Source organism: Mesorhizobium alhagi CCNWXJ12-2, from assembly GCF_000236565.1.
Classification (GTDB): Bacteria; Pseudomonadota; Alphaproteobacteria; order Rhizobiales; family Rhizobiaceae; genus Allomesorhizobium; species Allomesorhizobium alhagi.
This window is the reverse complement of sequence record NZ_AHAM01000026.1, coordinates 1-17,345: the sequence shown is the minus strand read 5'-3', so window position 1 is coordinate 17,345 and position 17,345 is coordinate 1. Positions and strand designations below refer to the sequence as shown.

At 62.6% G+C, this 17,345-nt stretch carries 13 protein-coding genes, 1 tRNA gene and 1 pseudogene; 6 read left to right on the top strand and 9 right to left on the bottom strand.

Annotated elements, in window-relative coordinates:
* Positions 1 to 213: 213 nt before the first annotated feature.
* Together MAXJ12_RS02660 and MAXJ12_RS02655 are read left to right on the top strand one after the other, a co-directional pair.
* Entirely contained in the window at positions 214 to 1,062 is an 849-nt protein-coding gene (locus MAXJ12_RS02660; protein WP_040584695.1) for a dimethylarginine dimethylaminohydrolase family protein, read from the top strand.
* Positions 1,059 to 2,657 (top strand): 5-guanidino-2-oxopentanoate decarboxylase, encoded by a 1,599-nt coding sequence (locus MAXJ12_RS02655; RefSeq protein WP_008834210.1) that lies wholly within the window; start codon positions 1,059 to 1,061, stop codon positions 2,655 to 2,657. The genes MAXJ12_RS02660 and MAXJ12_RS02655 overlap by 4 nt, the downstream gene beginning before the upstream one ends.
* 118 nt (positions 2,658 to 2,775) lie before the next feature.
* Here the strand turns inward: MAXJ12_RS02655 and rpsA are convergent, their stop codons facing one another.
* The 4 genes from rpsA to aroA form a co-directional block, all read right to left on the bottom strand.
* The gene (gene rpsA / locus MAXJ12_RS02650) at positions 2,776 to 4,482 is read right to left on the bottom strand and encodes a 30S ribosomal protein S1 (protein ID WP_008834209.1); all 1,707 of its coding nucleotides are present in this window, start codon (positions 4,480 to 4,482) and stop codon (positions 2,776 to 2,778) included.
* 200 nt (positions 4,483 to 4,682) lie between these two features.
* A complete protein-coding gene (cmk, locus tag MAXJ12_RS02645) occupies positions 4,683 to 5,321 on the bottom strand; it encodes a (d)CMP kinase (RefSeq protein WP_008834208.1) in 639 nt (212 codons plus the stop codon).
* Positions 5,318 to 5,962, bottom strand: coding sequence for an FMN-binding negative transcriptional regulator (locus MAXJ12_RS02640; protein WP_008834207.1), 645 nt, complete (start codon positions 5,960 to 5,962; stop codon positions 5,318 to 5,320). Before MAXJ12_RS02640 ends, cmk begins: the two co-directional genes overlap by 4 nt.
* Position 5,963: 1 nt before the next feature.
* Positions 5,964 to 7,304 (bottom strand): 3-phosphoshikimate 1-carboxyvinyltransferase, encoded by a 1,341-nt coding sequence (aroA, locus tag MAXJ12_RS02635; RefSeq protein WP_008834206.1) that lies wholly within the window; start codon positions 7,302 to 7,304, stop codon positions 5,964 to 5,966.
* Positions 7,305 to 7,487: 183 nt separating this feature from the next.
* Between aroA and MAXJ12_RS02630 the strand changes: the two genes are divergently transcribed.
* Positions 7,488 to 7,871 (top strand): TIGR02300 family protein, encoded by a 384-nt coding sequence (locus MAXJ12_RS02630; RefSeq protein WP_008834205.1) that lies wholly within the window; start codon positions 7,488 to 7,490, stop codon positions 7,869 to 7,871.
* A 160-nt stretch (positions 7,872 to 8,031) separates the two neighbouring features.
* Positions 8,032 to 8,107, top strand: a tRNA-Ala gene (locus MAXJ12_RS02625).
* A gap of 259 nt (positions 8,108 to 8,366) precedes the next feature.
* Here MAXJ12_RS02625 and MAXJ12_RS02620 read toward each other — a convergent pair.
* The gene (locus MAXJ12_RS02620) at positions 8,367 to 8,696 is read right to left on the bottom strand and encodes a hypothetical protein (protein WP_008834204.1); all 330 of its coding nucleotides are present in this window, start codon (positions 8,694 to 8,696) and stop codon (positions 8,367 to 8,369) included.
* A gap of 256 nt (positions 8,697 to 8,952) precedes the next feature.
* Between MAXJ12_RS02620 and MAXJ12_RS39575 the strand changes: the two genes are divergently transcribed.
* Positions 8,953 to 9,087 (top strand): hypothetical protein, encoded by a 135-nt coding sequence (locus MAXJ12_RS39575; protein WP_008834203.1) that lies wholly within the window; start codon positions 8,953 to 8,955, stop codon positions 9,085 to 9,087.
* A 14-nt stretch (positions 9,088 to 9,101) separates the two neighbouring features.
* On the opposite strand, the pseudogene MAXJ12_RS36495 reads toward MAXJ12_RS39575, so the two are convergent.
* From MAXJ12_RS36495 to MAXJ12_RS02605, 4 genes and pseudogenes are all read right to left on the bottom strand, one after another.
* Positions 9,102 to 9,191, bottom strand: a pseudogene (locus MAXJ12_RS36495) (ribonuclease D); the annotation flags it as partial.
* A gap of 8 nt (positions 9,192 to 9,199) precedes the next feature.
* On the bottom strand, positions 9,200 to 11,827 hold the full coding sequence (locus MAXJ12_RS02615; RefSeq protein ID WP_008834202.1) for a beta strand repeat-containing protein: 2,628 nt from the start codon (positions 11,825 to 11,827) through the stop codon (positions 9,200 to 9,202).
* Positions 11,828 to 12,095: 268 nt separating this feature from the next.
* Positions 12,096 to 12,713, bottom strand: coding sequence for a ribonuclease D (locus MAXJ12_RS02610; RefSeq protein WP_008834201.1), 618 nt, complete (start codon positions 12,711 to 12,713; stop codon positions 12,096 to 12,098).
* 7 nt (positions 12,714 to 12,720) lie between these two features.
* Positions 12,721 to 14,109, bottom strand: coding sequence for a M20/M25/M40 family metallo-hydrolase (locus tag MAXJ12_RS02605; RefSeq protein ID WP_008834200.1), 1,389 nt, complete (start codon positions 14,107 to 14,109; stop codon positions 12,721 to 12,723).
* 398 nt (positions 14,110 to 14,507) lie between these two features.
* Here MAXJ12_RS02605 and polA point away from each other — a divergent pair.
* On the top strand, positions 14,508 to 17,345 hold a 2,838-nt coding region (gene polA / locus MAXJ12_RS02600; RefSeq protein ID WP_040584693.1), incomplete at its 3' end, for a DNA polymerase I.

Genomic DNA, 17,345 nt, shown 5'->3' with positions numbered 1-17,345 from the left:
GCGATTTCGATTCCGGTGGAATCCCGTACCCATTACCCAAGTCACAAACTCGCGTCCCTGTGACAGGATGGACCGGGCGGCTTGCCTCCGTCAACCCGCCTGCCGTGGCCCCTTGCCGGGCGGTGGCGCAAAATGTTTAGTGGCTCCATGCCGCTGGCAAGACGGGAGGACGATTTGAACCTGCAGACCGGAAAGATGTTCGGATCTCAATCGATGGCGGCGCCGCTGAAGCGGGTGCTGATGCGCCGTGCCGGCAGCGCCATGCACGGCGCCGACCGGGAAACCTGGCATTACGGACCGGGCTTCGATGCTGAACGCGCGGCGAAACAGCATCAGGCGCTGGCCGAACTCGTCGCTGCATCCGGCGCCTCGATCGAATGGCTCGACGATGCCCAGGACGGACTGGCCGACTCGGTGTTTACCCATGATCCGTCGCTGATGACGGATCATGGCGCGCTTATCCTTTCCATGGGCAAGGCGCTGCGGCGCACCGAACCTTCGCTGCACGAGGCCGCCTACAGCCGCATGGGCGTGCCGATCCTCGGCCGGGTCGAAGAGCCGGGGACCGTGGAAGGCGGCGACTGCGTCTGGGTAGACGCCAAGACGCTCGCCATCGGCCGCGGCGTGCGCACGAACCAGCACGGCATCCAGCAGGTCGCAAATTTGCTGTCGCCGCTCGGCATCGAGGTTTACGGCTACGACCTGCCGCTCTGGCACGGCGAGGACGCCTGCCTTCACCTGATGTCGGTGATCAGTCCGCTGGCCGACGATCTGGCGCTGGTCTATGCGCCGCTTCTGCCGGCCGCATTCTACCAGATGCTTAAGGCGCGCGGCATCAAGCTGGTCGAGGGCGACGCCGAAGAATTTCACCTCTCCCACGGCCTCAGCCTGAACGTGCTGCCGACCGCGCCGCGCAAGGTCATCGCCGTCGCGGGCTTTCCCAAAACCAGGGCAGCCATGGAAGCGGCCGGCTGCACGGTCGAGACTTTCGAGGCCGACGCGTTGTGCATTGCCTGCGAGGGCGGGCCGACCTGCCTGACGCGCCCGGTGCTGCGGCAGTGAGCAACGAGAAAACCATCGGCGAGGCGCTGATCTCGCTGCTGGAGGCGCACGGCGTCGATACCGTGTTCGGCATTCCGGGCGTCCATACGGTCGAGCTCTATCGCGGCTTGGCGCGCTCGAAGATACGCCACGTCACGCCGCGTCACGAGCAGGGCGCGGGCTTCATGGCCGAAGGCTACGCCCGCGTTTCAGGGCGTCCGGGCGTGGCCTTCGTGATCACCGGTCCCGGCCTGACAAACACGATCACTGCGATGGGCCAGGCGCGCGCCGATTCGGTGCCGATGCTGGTCATCTCCGGGGTCAACGCCACCGACACGCTCGGCAAGGGGCTCGGCTATCTGCATGAATTGCCGGACCAGCGCGGCATGATGGAGAAGGTGGCGCTGTTCTCGCACCGGATCGAACGGGCGACCGAATTGCCGGAAGGGCTGGCGCGCGCCTTCACGCTTTTTGCAACCGCGCGGCCCGGTCCGGTTCATATCGAAATACCGACCGACGTCATGGGCAAGCCTGCCGGCGAATTGGAGGTGCTTCCGGGCAAATTTGTGCCCCCAGCGCCCGACAAAACCGCGATTGCCGAAGCGGCGAGGCTGGCGCTCTCCGCCGAAAACCCGCTGATCCTTGCCGGCGGCGGCGCCAAACGGGCCGGAGCCGAGCTGGCGAGGCTTGCCGAACGCCTCGACGCGCCTGTCGTCACCACGGCCAACGCCCGCGGGCTGCTCCATCGCCACCCGCTCGGCGTTCACGCCAGTCCGAGCCTGCAGGCCGTCCGCGCGCTGATGGCGGAGTCGGATTTTGTCATCGCCGCCGGAACCGAATTCGGCCCTACCGACTACGACATGTACGCCGATGGAGGATTTGTGCCGCCGGCCCGGCTGGTTCGGATCGACATCGGCCCAGATCAACTCGCGCGTCATCCTGTGACCGTTGGCATCCAGGCGGATTGCGCGGTCGCGCTTGACGCGCTTGAAGATGCGATCAGCGCAGCTGAAATCGCCGGCAGGACCCGATCCGGTGGCGGCGCACGGGCCGAGAAGGCGCGAGGCGCCGCCATCGCCGAGATCGGCCCGGCCATGCGCGAGCAGGTCTCCGTGGTCGAGATGATCCGCGACACGTTGCCTGGATCGATCATCGTCGGGGATTCAACGCAGCCCGTCTATGCAGCCAATCTCTATTACGATCACGACAGGCCGGGCGGCTGGTTCAATGCCGCCACCGGCTTCGGCGCGCTGGGCTACGGCCCGCCGGCTGCCATCGGAGCGGCGCTCGCCGACCCGAACGCGCCGGTGGTCTGCCTGACCGGCGATGGCGGCTTCCAATTCACGCTGCCGGAACTCGGTGCGGCGTTGGATGCTGGAGCGCCGGTCATTTTCGTAGTCTGGAACAATCGCGGCTACCGCGAGATCGAAACCTCGATGCGCGATGTCGGCGTCGAGCCGGTCGGCGTTTCGCCGGCACCGCCGGATTTTTGTAAGCTCGCCGAAGCTTACGGTCTGACAGCCAGGCGCCTTACATCCTCCGCAGAACTGCCGGCTGCGCTGCTCGCCGCGCGGGCTTTGAACAAGCCCTGCCTGATCGAAATTGCGGTCGATTAGTGCGGCTTTCCCCTGCCCCTCAAGGGGAGCTGAATGCCGCATCGTCCTACCCCCAAACAAAAGCCCCGCCGGATTGCTCCAGCGGGGCTTTTTCTAATTTCCCTGAAGACAGGGACGATTACTCGTCCTTGCCGCCGCGGTTCTTGAGCGCCGCACCCAGAATGTCGCCGAGCGACGCGCCGGAGTCGGTCGAGCCGTACTGGGCGACCGCTTCCTTCTCCTCGGCGATTTCCAGCGCCTTGATCGAGACCTGGATCTTGCGCGTCTTCTTGTCGAAGGCGATCACGCGCGCATCGACCTTCTGGCCAACCGAGAAGCGCTCGGGGCGCTGCTCGTCACGGTCTCTGCTCAGATCGTTGCGCTTGATGAAGGTCTCGACGCCGTGGTCGACGAGCCGGACTTCCAGCCCGCCTTCCTTGACGCCGATGACCTCGCAGGTGACGACCGCGTTCTTGCGCAGTTCGCCCGAGGTCGAAGCCTCGCCGACCGCATCGCGCGCCAGCTGCTTGATGCCGAGCGAGATGCGTTCCTTGTCCTGATCGACATCGAGCACCTGCGCCTTGACGATGTCGCCGCGATTGTACTCTTCGATGACCTGCTCGCCTGGACGGTTCCAGTCGAGGTCGGAGAGGTGGACCATGCCGTCCACATCGCCTTCGAGGCCGATGAACAGGCCGAACTCGGTCTTGTTCTTGACCTCGCCTTCGACGATCGCGCCGACCGGATGGTTGCGCGCAAACGCTTCCCACGGATTCTCGAGCGTCTGCTTGAGGCCGAGCGAAATGCGGCGCTTGGCCGGATCGACCTCGAGCACCACCACGTCGACTTCCTGCGTCGTGGACAGGATCTTGCCGGGATGCACGTTCTTCTTCGTCCACGACATTTCCGAAACGTGGATCAAGCCCTCGATGCCCGGCTCCAGCTCGACGAACGCGCCGTAGTCGGTGATGTTGGTGACGGTGCCGGTGATCTTCTTGCCGATCGGGAACTTGGTGCCGATCTCGCTCCAGGGATCGCTCTCGAGCTGCTTCATGCCGAGCGAGATGCGGTGGGTTTCCTGGTTGATGCGGATGATCTGCACCTTGACCGTCTGGCCGATGTTGAGGATCTCGGTCGGATGGTTGACGCGGCGCCAGGCCATGTCGGTGACGTGCAGCAGGCCGTCGATGCCGCCAAGGTCGACGAACGCACCGTAATCGGTGATGTTCTTGACGACGCCTTCGACTACCTGGCCCTCTTCGAGATTCTGAACGATTTCCGAACGCTGTTCGGCGCGGCTTTCCTCGAGCACGGTGCGGCGCGACACGACGATGTTGCCGCGGCGGCGATCCATCTTCAGGATCTCGAAAGGCTGCGGGTTGTGCATCAGGGGCGAAACGTCGCGGATCGGACGGATATCGACCTGGCTGCGCGGCAGGAAGGCCACGGCGCCGTCGAGATCGACGGTGAAGCCGCCCTTGACCTGGTTGAAGATGACGCCTTCGACGCGCTCACCCTTGGTGAACTTCTCTTCGAGCTTGACCCAGCTCTCTTCGCGGCGGGCCTTGTCGCGCGACAGCATGGCTTCGCCCAGCGCGTTTTCGATGCGCTCGACATAGACCTCGACCGTGTCGCCGACCTTGAGCTGGCCGTCCTTGGCCTTGGCGCCAAATTCCTTCAGCGGCACTCGGCCCTCGACCTTCAGGCCGACATCGATGATGGCCATGTCCTTTTCGATCGCGGTGATGGTGCCGCGGACGACCTGGCCTTCGCCGGAATGGCCGTCGGAAAACGATTCTTCGAGCATGCTCGCGAAATCATCGCGAGTGGGGGTTGCAGTTGACATATTTTCTCCTGGAACGCTCCGGCATTGTCGCTGGAGCCGGCGCCGTTGTTTGCGTTGCGTTTAGCTTGCCCGCATCCGGACCAAAAGGCCCTGGTGCCGCTTTCGCGGCGATTTCCGGCGCATGAGAATGCAGGCAGGCTGGTGCTTGGTCCAAATCCAGTGCGGCAGTTTCCCTCGGGGGAAACGCGGCCGGCCGGATTTCAGGCCTTGTCTCTTTTGGCCAAGGCATCGTCCACGATGGCTTTGGCTGCCAGAAACGCGGCCTCTATACCCATTTCCGACGTATCGAGCAAGTGCGCGTCGGCGGCGGGCTTGAGCGGCGAGTCGGCGCGGCCCATGTCGCGCTCGTCGCGGTGCACGATGTCGGCGAGGATTTCGGCGAAATCCGCCCGGCCGCCGCGCGATTCGATGTCGCGCAGCCGCCGTCCCGCACGCACCTCCGCGCTTGCCGTTACGTAAAGCTTCACATCGGCATCCGGGCAGACGACAGTTCCTATGTCGCGCCCGTCAAGCACCGCGCCGGCCGGATTTCGGGCGAAGGCCCGCTGCTTTTCAACCAGGATGCGCCGGACCTCCGGGATGACGGCGACCTTCGACGCAGCGTCGGCGATCTCATGCGCCGACAGAGTCTCACGGTCGAGCGCGCCTAGGTCGACCTGCCTTGCGGCTGCGATCGCATGCGCTTCGTCGTCAAGCGGCCAGCCGCGCTGCAGCATCTCATATGCCACGGCGCGATAGGTCAGGCCGGTATCGAGAAGCGCCAGGTGGTAATAGTCGGCGATACGCCGGGCGAGGGTGCCCTTGCCGGAGGCGGCGGGGCCGTCGATGGCGATGATCATCGATCGACACCGTAGCGCCGCACGAGGTCGGCCATTCCCGGATTGGCGTGAACCTCAGTGGCAGCGCCCAGCCCGTCGATGACCTCGGCAATGTCCGCTTTCGGCCGGTTCTGGCTTACCTTCCATTTGCCTTCGATCCCGGTGATCGCGATCTCCACGCCGATGATGCCCTTGATCTGGGCGTCGACGAATGCAGCCGGCGCATCGTCGACGCGCCAGGGCGCCGGCCGCCGATGTTCGTGTTCCCCGGTTAACGCCTCGATCTGGGTGCGCAGCCATCCGGAGTCATCGATGACCTTCGCGCTACCGCGCACCTGGACGATAGCGTAGTTCCAGGTTGGCACGACCTTGCCGGTCTCGCGCTTGGTCGCGTACCAGGAGGGCGTGATGTAGGCGTTGTCGCCCTGGAAGACGATAAGGACCGGCGCGCCCGCTGCGATTTCCTTCCATTGCCCGTTTGCCCGCGACATGTGGACCTGAAGCACGCCTTTAGGCGGGCCCTCGTCGACCAGATGAAAAGGCAAGGCATTCGCGGTCGGGCCATCTGGTCCGGCCGTGATCAGCAGGCCGAGCGGATGTGCACGGATCAACGCATGCTGAACGGAAAGGTCATCTTCACGAAACTGCGGCGGCTGGTACATGTCAGTCGATCTCCGCCCCCATCCCGGTCATCAGTCCCATGAATTCCGGGAAGCTGGTGGCGATCATCGCCCGGTCGTCGACCGTGACCGGTTTTTCCGTGGCAAGGCCCATGATCAGGAAGCTCATGGCGATGCGGTGGTCTAGATGGGTCTTTACCATACCGCCGCCCAACTCCTTGCCGCCTGGCTTTCCCCGCACGGCGAGCGAGGCTTCGCCCTCGGTGCAGTCGACGCCGTTTGCCTTCAGGCCATTGGCGACCGCCGAAAGCCGGTCCGACTCTTTCACACGCAGTTCTTCCAGCCCCTGCATCAGCGTCTCGCCCTCGGCGAAGGATGCAGCGACGGCCAGCACCGGATATTCGTCGATCATCGACGGCGCGCGCTCGGCCGGAACGCTGACGCCTTTCAGTTGTGACGAGCGGACACGCAAATCGGCGACATCCTCGCCGCCGGCATTGCGCGGATTGAGCAGATCGATGGACGCGCCCATTTCCAGAAGGGTGGTGATGAGGCCGGTCCTCGTCGGGTTCATCAGCACGTTCTCGATGATAATGTCGGAACCCGGCACGATTAGCGCCGCCACGAGCGGGAAACCGGCCGAGGAAGGGTCGCCGGGCACGGCGATGGTCTGACCGAAGAGCTTGCCCTGGCCCTCGATGCGGATGTGGCGAACGCCGTCGCGGTCGGTTTCGACTTCGATGTTGGCGCCGAAACCCTTCAGCATCTTCTCGGTATGGTCGCGCGTCATCACCGGCTCGATCACCGTCGTGATGCCCGGCGTGTTCAGGCCGGCGAGAAGCACGGCGGATTTGACCTGCGCCGAGGCCATCGGCACACGATAGGAAATCGGCGCGGCGGTATTGGGTCCGCGCAGCGTGATCGGCATGCGGTCGCCCGGCGACGCCTTGAGCACCTGGACGCCCATTTCGCGCAACGGGCCGAGCACGCGGCCCATCGGCCGGCCGGAGAGGGAAGCGTCGCCGACGAAGGTGGTCTCCATGTCATAGGTGCCGACAAGGCCCATGGTCAGCCGCGACCCGGTGCCGGCATTGCCGAAATCCAATGGAGCGGTCGGCTCGAGCAGGCAGCCATTGCCCGTGCCGTCGATGATCCATTCGGCGCCGCGCTTCTCGATGCGCGCGCCCATCGTCTTCATCGCCTCGCCGGTGCGCATCACGTCCTCGCCTTCGAGCAGGCCGGTGATGCGCGTTTGCCCGGAAGCCAGCCCGCCGAACATGAAGGAACGGTGCGAGATCGACTTGTCGCCGGGCATCCGGACCGTTCCGGCGAGCGCTTCCGATTTTTTTGCAATTGCCGGCTGTGCGGGCGAGTTGTGCGCCATATTCTTCCTCATGCGGAAACGGCGGCAAAAACCCGCATTTTCCTGATCTTCGCGGCGGTTCCTATCATGCGTCGGAGCCGTGGTCATCCCCCGCGGCGGCCGTCCCGAAAAGCCGGGATTTTGGCTTTGACAGACCAGGGAACAGCCGCTAAGGGGACCGACTTTCAAAGGCGAGGCTCAACAGTGGCGAAATCCGAACTCGGTACAAAGCGCATCGACCCGGAAACGGGCCGCAAATTCTACGACCTCAACAAGGATCCGATCGTCTCTCCGTACACCGGGAAGACGTATCCGCTTTCCTATTTCGAATCGGCCGGAAGCAAGATCCTCGAAGAGGAGGAAGAGGTCGAAGAGAAGGAACTCGACACCGAAGAGGAAGGCGCTGAAGTCGTTTCGCTCGAAGAGGCTGATGACGAGGCCAAGACCGCCGACGATCTTCCCGAGATCGAGGACGAGGAAGACGTCGACCTCGGCGACGACGATGAGAACGTATTCCTCGAAGACGAAGAGGAGGACGACGACGACGTTTCCGACATTATCGGCGTCGGCGACGACGACGACGTCTGAGCCGGGAATCCAGCAGCGCCGCACAATTCAGATCAAAGCCTGATGCAAAGGCTTGATCTGCGAACGGAGCCGGTTTAGAAGCCGCCTTCGACGACGGCTCGGGCCGGATGCCCGAGCAAGAATTCCCGCCGGAAACGGCGCCCGGCCTTCAAGCCGGAATGGGGCCATAGCTCAGCTGGGAGAGCGCCTGCATGGCATGCAGGAGGTCAGCGGTTCGATCCCGCTTGGCTCCACCAAATTTCCTCATTTTGCACAGGTTTGCGCTTCGGACCATCCGGTTCTGGCTTTTAGGCGCCGATCTGCGGATCGCATCCGACGGCAGACACCGGAGCCGAACTTAGGGCCGATAGTGAGGAGCCGATAGGCGTTTGCGCGATTGCCCCAAGGTACCGGACGCGCCGGGTCGCCCGCGTGCGTCCTACGCGTCGCTATCTAGTGATAAAGCAAAGCCCGCCTCGGCTCGACCGGAGCGGGCTTTGCGGCTTCTCAGGATTGTTACATCCCACCGATGTTCCGGCACAGCTCCGTGAACCTCACGTCGTCGTTTTTATCGCAGGCCACCACCAGGCTGGTCCTCTCGGTCTCGGGCAAGGCCAGGTATGTGGTCCTGATCTCTTCTACGGGACGCAGGGTCGTCATCTGCTCATCCACATAGAACTTATGGATGTTGGGCCCTTCGAGGTAGGTGGCGGCATCGGTTATGCCGCCGCCGCGATCGACGTCGGTTCCGAGCGGGTCCGGCTGGGTGGCACCAGTTTCCTGGGCGAAAGCCGCTCCGGAGAGCGAGAGAATTACGGAGAATGCCGTGGCTAGAAGAATCTTCATGGCGTTTTCCTTCCTGATTCGATTTCACGGGTCATCCGGTGACCCTCGGGTCTCCAACAGCCGCGCCGGTGAAAGGTTCCGTATTCCAGCCAAGGCGAAACCGCACGTTTTTGCCTGAAACCGACGTGATTTCCGTCATTCCGAGCAGCAAAACCGGTTTTTCACGCAGGTTTGATCAGCACCCGTCCAGGTCTTGCGCGGGGAACGAAATCGCGTGGCCAAGATTTTTCAACGGACCTCATCCGGGAGACAGCCGATGAAGCGCATTCTTGTCGCCCTTGCGGCTTACGCATTCTACAGATGGTGGAACAGCGAGCCCGAGCAGCCCGCCGTGCCTTCGGCGCCGCTAAAGCAAACGCCGCCTCGCCGCAAACCCGTCAATCCGAGCTGAGCCTTTTACACCACTCAGCTGTGGGCGAAGATGTCTTCCTCTTCCCATCCGAGAAGATCGAGCTTCGAGCGCGTCGGCAGGAAGCGGAAACAGGCCTGCGTATGCCGCCACGTCAGACCATAAAGAAATCGGCATTGGTAATTGCAAGGCCGGAGGCGAGCGTGCCGAAATGGAAAGCTCCGCCGGCCGCACTGCCGTTGCTGTCGTAGATCAGTTTTCCGGTGTCGGTCTCGTAGATGATGCGGTCGCTGGCGTCCTGCGCCGTGCCGCTGGCGTTACTGGCGAACTGAGCTGCCGTCAGCGTTCCGGATCCTGCGATCGTCGAAAAGATCGCGTTCTCCAGCCGTATGGTGTCGGCTGCGACGTTGAAGTCAGCGACCGTATCGACATTGCTCGCGCCGAGCGCGGTATCGAACATGAAAATGTCATTCCCGGCGCCGCCTACCATATAGTCGTTGCCGGCGCCGCCATTCAGGAGGTTGTTGCCCACATTGCCGACCAGCGTGTTGTTGGCCGTATTTCCGGCGCCGTTCAGATTGCCCGTGCCCTGCAGCTCGAGCCGCTCGACATTGCCGCCGAGCGTCCAGTCGATATAGCTGCGAACGGTATCGATGCCGCCGCCGGCATTCTCGACTGTTCTATCTTCCGTCGAGGCAACCACGAATATATCGTTGCCGGCTCCGCCGACCATATAGTCGTTTCCGGCGCCGCCATTCAGGAGGTTGTTGCCCACATTGCCGACCAGCGTGTTGTTGAGCGAATTTCCGGCGCCGTTCAGATTGCCCGTCCCCTGCAGCTCCAGCCGCTCGACATTGGCGCCGAGCGTCCAGTTGATATAGCTGCGAATGGTATCGGTGCCGCCACTGGCATTCTCGACGGTTCTGTCTCGGGCTGCGGCAACCACGAATATGTCGTTGCCGGCGCCGCCCATCATATAGTCGTTTCCGGCGCCGCCGTTCAGGACATTGTTGCCCGCATTGCCGACCAGCGTGTTGTTAAGCGTATTTCCGGTGCCGTTCAGATTGCCCGTCCCCTGCAACTCCAGTCGCTCGACATTGTTGGCAAGCGTCCAGTTGACGAAGGAACGCGCTGTATCGGTACCGCCTCCGGCCGCTTCGACGATAACATCGGCCGAGTTGTCGAGATAGTAAATGTCGTTACCGAAGCCACCGACTAGCTCATCCGCTCCGCCGCCGCCGTTCAGCACGTCGTCAAAGCTAGAGCCAATAAAAAAATCATTGTTGACGGTTCCAACGACTTTGTATCCTGAGGAGAGGTTCTGGCCGTCTACAGAAGCAGCACACTCCCCTGTCAGACGATCCGAGAAATCAACCGTGCCGCCAGCCCCGACAAGATTGAAAAGGATCACGGTATTAGGATAGATGGTGGAAAATATCGTGTTGAAAGCATTAATATGCGCCAAGCTGGCAAACACGTAACCGTTTTCGATCTCGAGAACTTCAACGTTGCTGAAGGTTAGTGAACCGAGAGCACTCGTTACGACGATTGTGTCTTTGCCTGCGCCTCCATCGATTGTTGCTGCCGTATTATCTAGGATAATAAACCTGTCGTCGCCGGCACCACCCCTCAACACATCGGAACCGCCGCCGTAAAGTGTGTCAGCACCATCGCCACCGTCCAGCGTGTCATCGCCGCCGCCACCGTCCAGCGTGTCGTCGCCCCCACCGCCGTTCAGCGTGTCATTGAATTCCGAACCTTCGAGGCGATCACCGTTGAGCGTGCCGGTAATGGTGATGCCGGATATAACGTCCTGGCCCGTCGCGTAGACGGAACGCGTACCTGTCACTCGCGTCGAGAAATCGAGGACGCCGCCATCTCCATCCAGAACAAATGTAATCTGCGTGCCAAAAACAGGTAAATTTACAATCGCGGCAAAGGAAGCCAGCTGCGGTATTTTGGCGAAGATATGGCCGGCGTCGATATTCAGCACCTCAACGTTAGTGAAAGTGGTATTCCCGAAATCGCTGCCTTTTACAGTATCCGTACCAGCGCCGCCATCGACTGTACCTGAATTGCCAAAGATCAGGAATAGATCATTGCCGGCACCGCCGTTCAGCGTGTTGGCCAAGCCGTTGTAGGCGCTGAGTGTGTCGTTGCCGGCGTCACCATTCAAAGTGTCGGCGCCAAAGCCGCCGGTCGAGAGCGTATCGTTCCCATCGCCGCCGTTTAGTGTGTCGTTGCCGTCACCAGCCCCGATCCAGTCCGCGCCGCCGCCCCCATTCAAAACATCGTTAAACTTTGAGCCGCGGAGTTCATCGCCATTGGCTGTGCCGGTGATGACAACACCGGACGTTGCGTCGGAGCCCGTCAGATTGATCGATTGGCTACCCGTCAGGCGTCCGGAGAAATCGACGGTGCCGCCGGCTCCGGCAAGGTAAATGGGAATCTGCCGCAGCGGATCGGTGGAATCCACAATCCTTCCGAAGGAAGCAAACTGCGATACACTACCAGAGAGAACATAAAATTCAGTTACGCTCAGAATTTCAACGTTGGTGTATGTAACAGTACCCAAGCCACCGTAAATAAAAACTGTGTCAATTCCTGAGCCGCCGTTGACCGTGCCGGCGGCGAGATGGCCAACATAGAAACTATCGTCGCCCCCACCGCCGTTCAACGTGTCGGTACCACCGGTGACACCGGAATTCACACCGTAGAAATTATCAGCACCCTCCGTGCCGATGAGAACATCGTTGCCTACCGTCAAGTTGTAATTCGCCATAAGCTCCCCCTGCTCATTGCGCCCGGCGGCGCAACGGCGCTATTGGATTCACCATCTGATATCTATGATGCCGGCGTGCGGAGGCACCCGACGCGTTCCTCGAATTGCTACCGAATGGAGTGCGTCAATCCTGCAGGATGACATGCCGGTCGGAACCCACTCCCCCAAGAAGAAGGTTTTCCAATCTTTTCCCCAGTGTCAATCCGCTACGCTGGGTTGAGCTGCGGAATTTGCTGTGCGACCAACGGGCACCGTAGGCTGCACATCCTCAGCTGTGCGCGAAGATGTCTTCCTCGTCCCATCCGAGAAGATCGAGCTTCGAGCGCGTCGGCAGGAAGCGGAAGCAGGCCTCGGCTTCCTCGGTACGGTTTTCCCGCACCAGCCTTCCCGCCAGCACGTCACGCAGCCGGTGCAGATAGAGCACGTCCGACGCCGCATATTCGAGCTGCTCTTGGGACAGCGTCTCGGTCGCCCAGTCGGAGGATTGCTGCGCCTTGGAGAGATTCACGCCTATCAGCTCGGCGCAAATGTCCTTGAGCCCGTGGCGGTCGGTATAGGTGCGGGTCAGGCGCGAGGCGATCTTGGTGCAGAACACCGGCTCGGCCATGGCGCCGAAGGCATGGTAGAGCACGGCAATGTCAAAACGGCCGTAGTGGAAAAGTTTCGTGATTTTTGCATCCCGCAAGATGGCGACCAGATTGGGCGCCTGGGTTTGGCCGGGCGCGATCTGAATCACGTCGGCGGTGCCGTCGCCGGGCGAGATCTGCACCACGCAAAGCCGGTCGCGGTGCGGCTTGAGGCCCAGGGTCTCGGTGTCGATAGCGACGGCGTCGACCTCGTAATGCGCGAGATCAGGCAGGTCGTTTCTGTGGAAGCGGATGGTCATGAGGGCCTCACCGGGTCAGCGCGTCGAGGATGCGGGCCCAGGAGCGCTGGCCCTTGTGGAAGGAGGACAGGTCGTATTTCTCGTTGGGCGAGTGGATGCGATCGTCGACGAGCGCGAACCCGGCAAGCAGTGATTCCATGCCGAGATAATTCTGGAAGTCGCCGACGATCGGAATCGAGCCGCCCATGGCGATCATGACCGCCGGCTTTCCCCATTCGTCGGACAGAGCCGTCTTGGCCTTTGTCAGGAACGGCGCATCGTAGGAAAGCTGGATCGCCGGCGAGCCGCCATGCTCATCGAACTCGACGGAGCAGTCGGCGGGAATGCGCTCGCGGACGAAAGCCCGCAGCGCTTCGCGGATTTTCTGCGGGTCCTGCTTGTGGACCAGGCGGCAGGAGACTTTTGCCGATGCTTGCGAGGCGATGACCGTCTTGAAGCCCTTGCCGGTGTAGCCGCCGGTGATGCCGTTGAACTCGCAGGTCGGCCTCGCCCAGGTGAGTTCGAGCACCGAGCGGCCCTTCTCGCCGGACGGGATCGACAGGCCGACCTCGCCGAGGAAGCTCTCGGCGGTCTCGCCCAGCGCTTCCCAGGATTTCAGGATCTGGGACGGCGTCTCCTCGACGCCTTCGTAGAAGCCGGGAATGGTGACGCGGCCGGTCTCGTCGTGCATGTCGGCCAGCACCTTGGCCAGGATACGTATCGGATTGGCTGCCGCGCCGCCGAATTCGCCCGAATGCAGGTCCCGGTCGGCCGCATGGACCGTGATCTCCTCGCCGACGAGGCCACGCAGGCCTATGCAGAGCGCCGGCGTCTCGCGGTCCCACATCGAGGTGTCGCAGACCATGGCGAAATCGGCCTTCAGTTCCGCGGCATTGGCTTCCAGGAACGGCTTCAGCGAAGCAGAGCCAGACTCTTCCTCGCCCTCGAACAAGATGGACACCTTGCAGGGCAGCTTGCCGTGGACTTCCTTATAGGCGCGGCACGCCTCGACGAAGAGCATCAGTTGGCCCTTGTCGTCGGAGGAGCCGCGGCCGGTGATGATCTTGCGGCCGGCGCCGATATCCTTCAGCGCCGGGTCGAATGGGTCGCTCTCCCACAATTCGAGCGGGTCGACGGGCTGGACATCATAATGGCCATAGAAAAGCACATGCGGCGCGTCCGGCGTCGGGCCGTCATGATGCGCCACCACCATGGGATGGCCGGGCGTGTCGCGGACGCTGGCGTCGAAGCCGATCGAGGTCAGGTCCGCGACCAGCCATTCGGCGGCGCGGCGGCATTCGGAGGCATAGGCCGGATCGGTGGAGATCGATTTGATGCGGAGCAGGCCGAACAGGCGCTCCACACTGTGGTCGAGGTTCCGGTCGAGGCGGTCGAGAACGGGTGGTAGTGGCAGCATTCAGGGCCCTTTCGAATCTGGCCGCACCCTAATGGGTCGCAACGGCCGCGAAAAGCCCGGAAAGATTGGTTCAGCCCTTTGCCGCGGGCAAAGAAATGCCGCCGTGGCGGAGGGGGAGACCACGGCGGCGGTACTTCAAAATGGAGCGGCAGCCCGGAGAGGGGGATTAGGCTGCCGCTGTGTCCGGTCTAGGCGGGGGACGGGCCATACTCCGGACTCGGCAAAAAACGCCGATGGCGATCATTTGGAAACCGGAAAGTGTTGATTCAAGGGCAACAACATTACAGTTTCGTAACAAACGCGTGATCGGTCCGGAATGTCAGTTGGTCGGCGCCGGACGGCTGCTTCCGAATGTTTGGAAGTGGACAGTGTTTGCCCTCCACGCTATCGCTTTCGCCATGAAAAAAGGCGATCACCTCTTCCTCGTAGACGGCTCCGGCTACATCTTCCGCGCCTACCATGCGCTTCCCCCGCTGACCCGCAAATCGGACGGGCTGCCGGTCGGCGCGGTGTCGGGCTTCTGCAACATGCTGTGGAAGCTGATGCAGGATGCGCGCAACACGGATGTCGGCGTGGTGCCGACGCATCTGGCCGTGATCTTCGACTATTCATCCAAAACCTTCCGCAACGAGCTCTACGCCGAGTACAAGGCGAACCGCTCGGCGCCGCCGGACGATCTGATCCCGCAATTCGGCCTGATCCGGCAGGCGACGCGCGCCTTCGACCTGCCCTGCATCGAGATCGAAGGCTTCGAGGCCGACGACCTGATCGCAACCTATGCAAGGCTGGCCTGCGAAGCGGGCGGCGACACCACGATCATCTCCTCCGACAAGGATCTGATGCAGCTGGTCGGCCCGACCGTGTCGATGTACGACCCGATGAAGGATCGCCAGATCGGCGTTCCCGAGGTCATCGAGAAATGGGGCGTGCCGCCCGAAAAGATGATCGATTTGCAGGCGCTGACCGGCGATTCGGTCGACAATGTGCCCGGTGTTCCCGGCATAGGGCCGAAGACGGCGGCGCAACTGATCGAGCAGTTCGGCGACCTCGATGCGCTTCTGGCTCGGGCGGGCGAGATCAAGCAGGACAAGCGCCGCCAGTCGATCATCGACAATGCCGAGAAGGCGCGGATTTCGCGCGAACTGGTGCGGCTGAAAAACGACGTGCCGCTGGCAGACGGGCTCGACGATTTCGCGCTGCAGCCGCCGAACGGGCCGAAGCTGATTTCGTTTCTCAAGGCGCTGGAATTCTCTTCGCTGACCCGCCGCGTCGCCGAGACAACCGGGGCGGAACCGAACGAAATCGAGGCGGCTCGCATCATCGTGCAGGCCGGCGCGGAGGCGCACGGGCCCGATCTGGATGCAGGCATTCTCTTTCCCGCCGACGTGGCTGCAGGCGCAGAATCTTCGGCAGCGCCCTCCGGCGGCTTCGCCGCCTCCTCGAGGGCGGAGGGCGCAACTCCGGCCGCGCTTGCCAAATCGCGCGCCGAGGCCGCCGTCGCGGCCAAGATCGATCGCTCGAAATACGAATGCATCCGCGATATCGCCACCCTGCAGACCTGGCTCGCTGAGGCGCGCGAAGCGGGCACAGTCGCCTTCAGGACCGAAACCACCTCGCTCGACCCGATGCTGGCCGAACTGGTCGGCTTCTCGCTCGCCATCCGGCCGGGACGCGCTGCCTATGTGCCGATCGCGCATCGCTCCAGCGAAGGCGACCTGCTCGGAGGCGGCCGGTCGCCGAACCAGGTCTCCTTCGATGAGGCTCTGGCGGCAATCCGGCCTCTGCTCACCGACCCGTCGGTGCTCAAGATCGGCCACAACATCAAATATGACTGGCTGCTGATACACCGGTTGGGCGTGGACATCGCGCCGTTCGACGACACGATGCTGATTTCCTACGTGCTCGACGCAGGCAATGGCAACCATGCTTTCGAAACATTGGCGGAGCGCTGGCTCGGCCATGCCGTGATCCCGTTCAAGGACGTGGTCGGCTCCGGCCGCAACCTCGTGACCTTTGACTTCGTCGAAATCGAGCGGGCGACAACCTATGCGACGGAGGGTTCAGACCTCGCCATGCGGCTGTGGCGCGTGCTGAAGCCGCGGCTGGTCGCGCAGGGGCAGGTCTCGGTCTATGAGCGGCTGGAACGTCCACTTGTGCCGGTGCTGGCGCGGATGGAGGGGCGCGGCATCTCGGTCGACCGACAGATGCTAAGCCGGCTTTCGGGTGAACTGGCCCAGCGCGCGGCAGCCCTCGAGGACGAGATCTACACGATCGCCGGCGAGCGCTTCACCATAGGCTCGCCGAAACAGCTCGGCGACATATTGTTCGGCCGCATGGGCTTGCCGCGCGGTAGCAAAACCAAGTCGGGGCAATGGTCGACGACGGCGCAACTGCTCGAGGAACTGGCCGCAGAAGGCTATGAGCTGCCGCGCAAGATCGTCGACTGGCGGCAGCTGACCAAGCTGAAGTCGACCTATACCGACGCCCTGCCCGACTACATCCACGCCGAGACGAAGCGCGTTCACACCTCCTATGCTCTCGCCTCCACCCCGACCGGGCGCATATCCTCATCCGAGCCCAATCTGCAGAACATACCGATCCGCACGGCAGAGGGCCGTCGTATCAGGACGGCCTTCATCGCTGAGAAGGGCAACAAGCTGATCTCGGCCGACTATAGCCAGATCGAGCTTCGGGTGCTCGCCCACATAGCCGACATTCCGCAGCTGACCCAAGCTTTCGCCGACGGCGTCGACATCCACGCGATGACGGCCTCGGAAATGTTCTCGGTGCCGGTCGAAGGTATGCCTTCGGAAGTGCGCCGCCGCGCCAAGGCGATCAATTTCGGCATCATCTACGGCATCTCCGCCTTCGGCCTCGCCAACCAGCTGTCGATCCCGCGCGAGGAGGCCGGCGACTACATCAAACGCTATTTCGAGCGCTTTCCCGGCATACGCGATTATATGGAATCGACGAAGGCCTCTTGCCGCGAGAAGGGTTATGTCGAGACGATCTTCGGCCGGCGGGCTCATTATCCGGAAATCCGCTCGTCGAACCCGCAGCACCGAGCCTTCAACGAGCGCGCCGCCATCAACGCGCCGATCCAGGGCTCGGCCGCCGACATCATCCGCCGCGCGATGATCCGCATGGACGCCGCGCTCGCCGAGGCGAAGCTTTCGGCGCGCATGCTGCTTCAGGTGCATGACGAGCTTGTTTTCGAGGCGCCGGAGGAAGAGGTC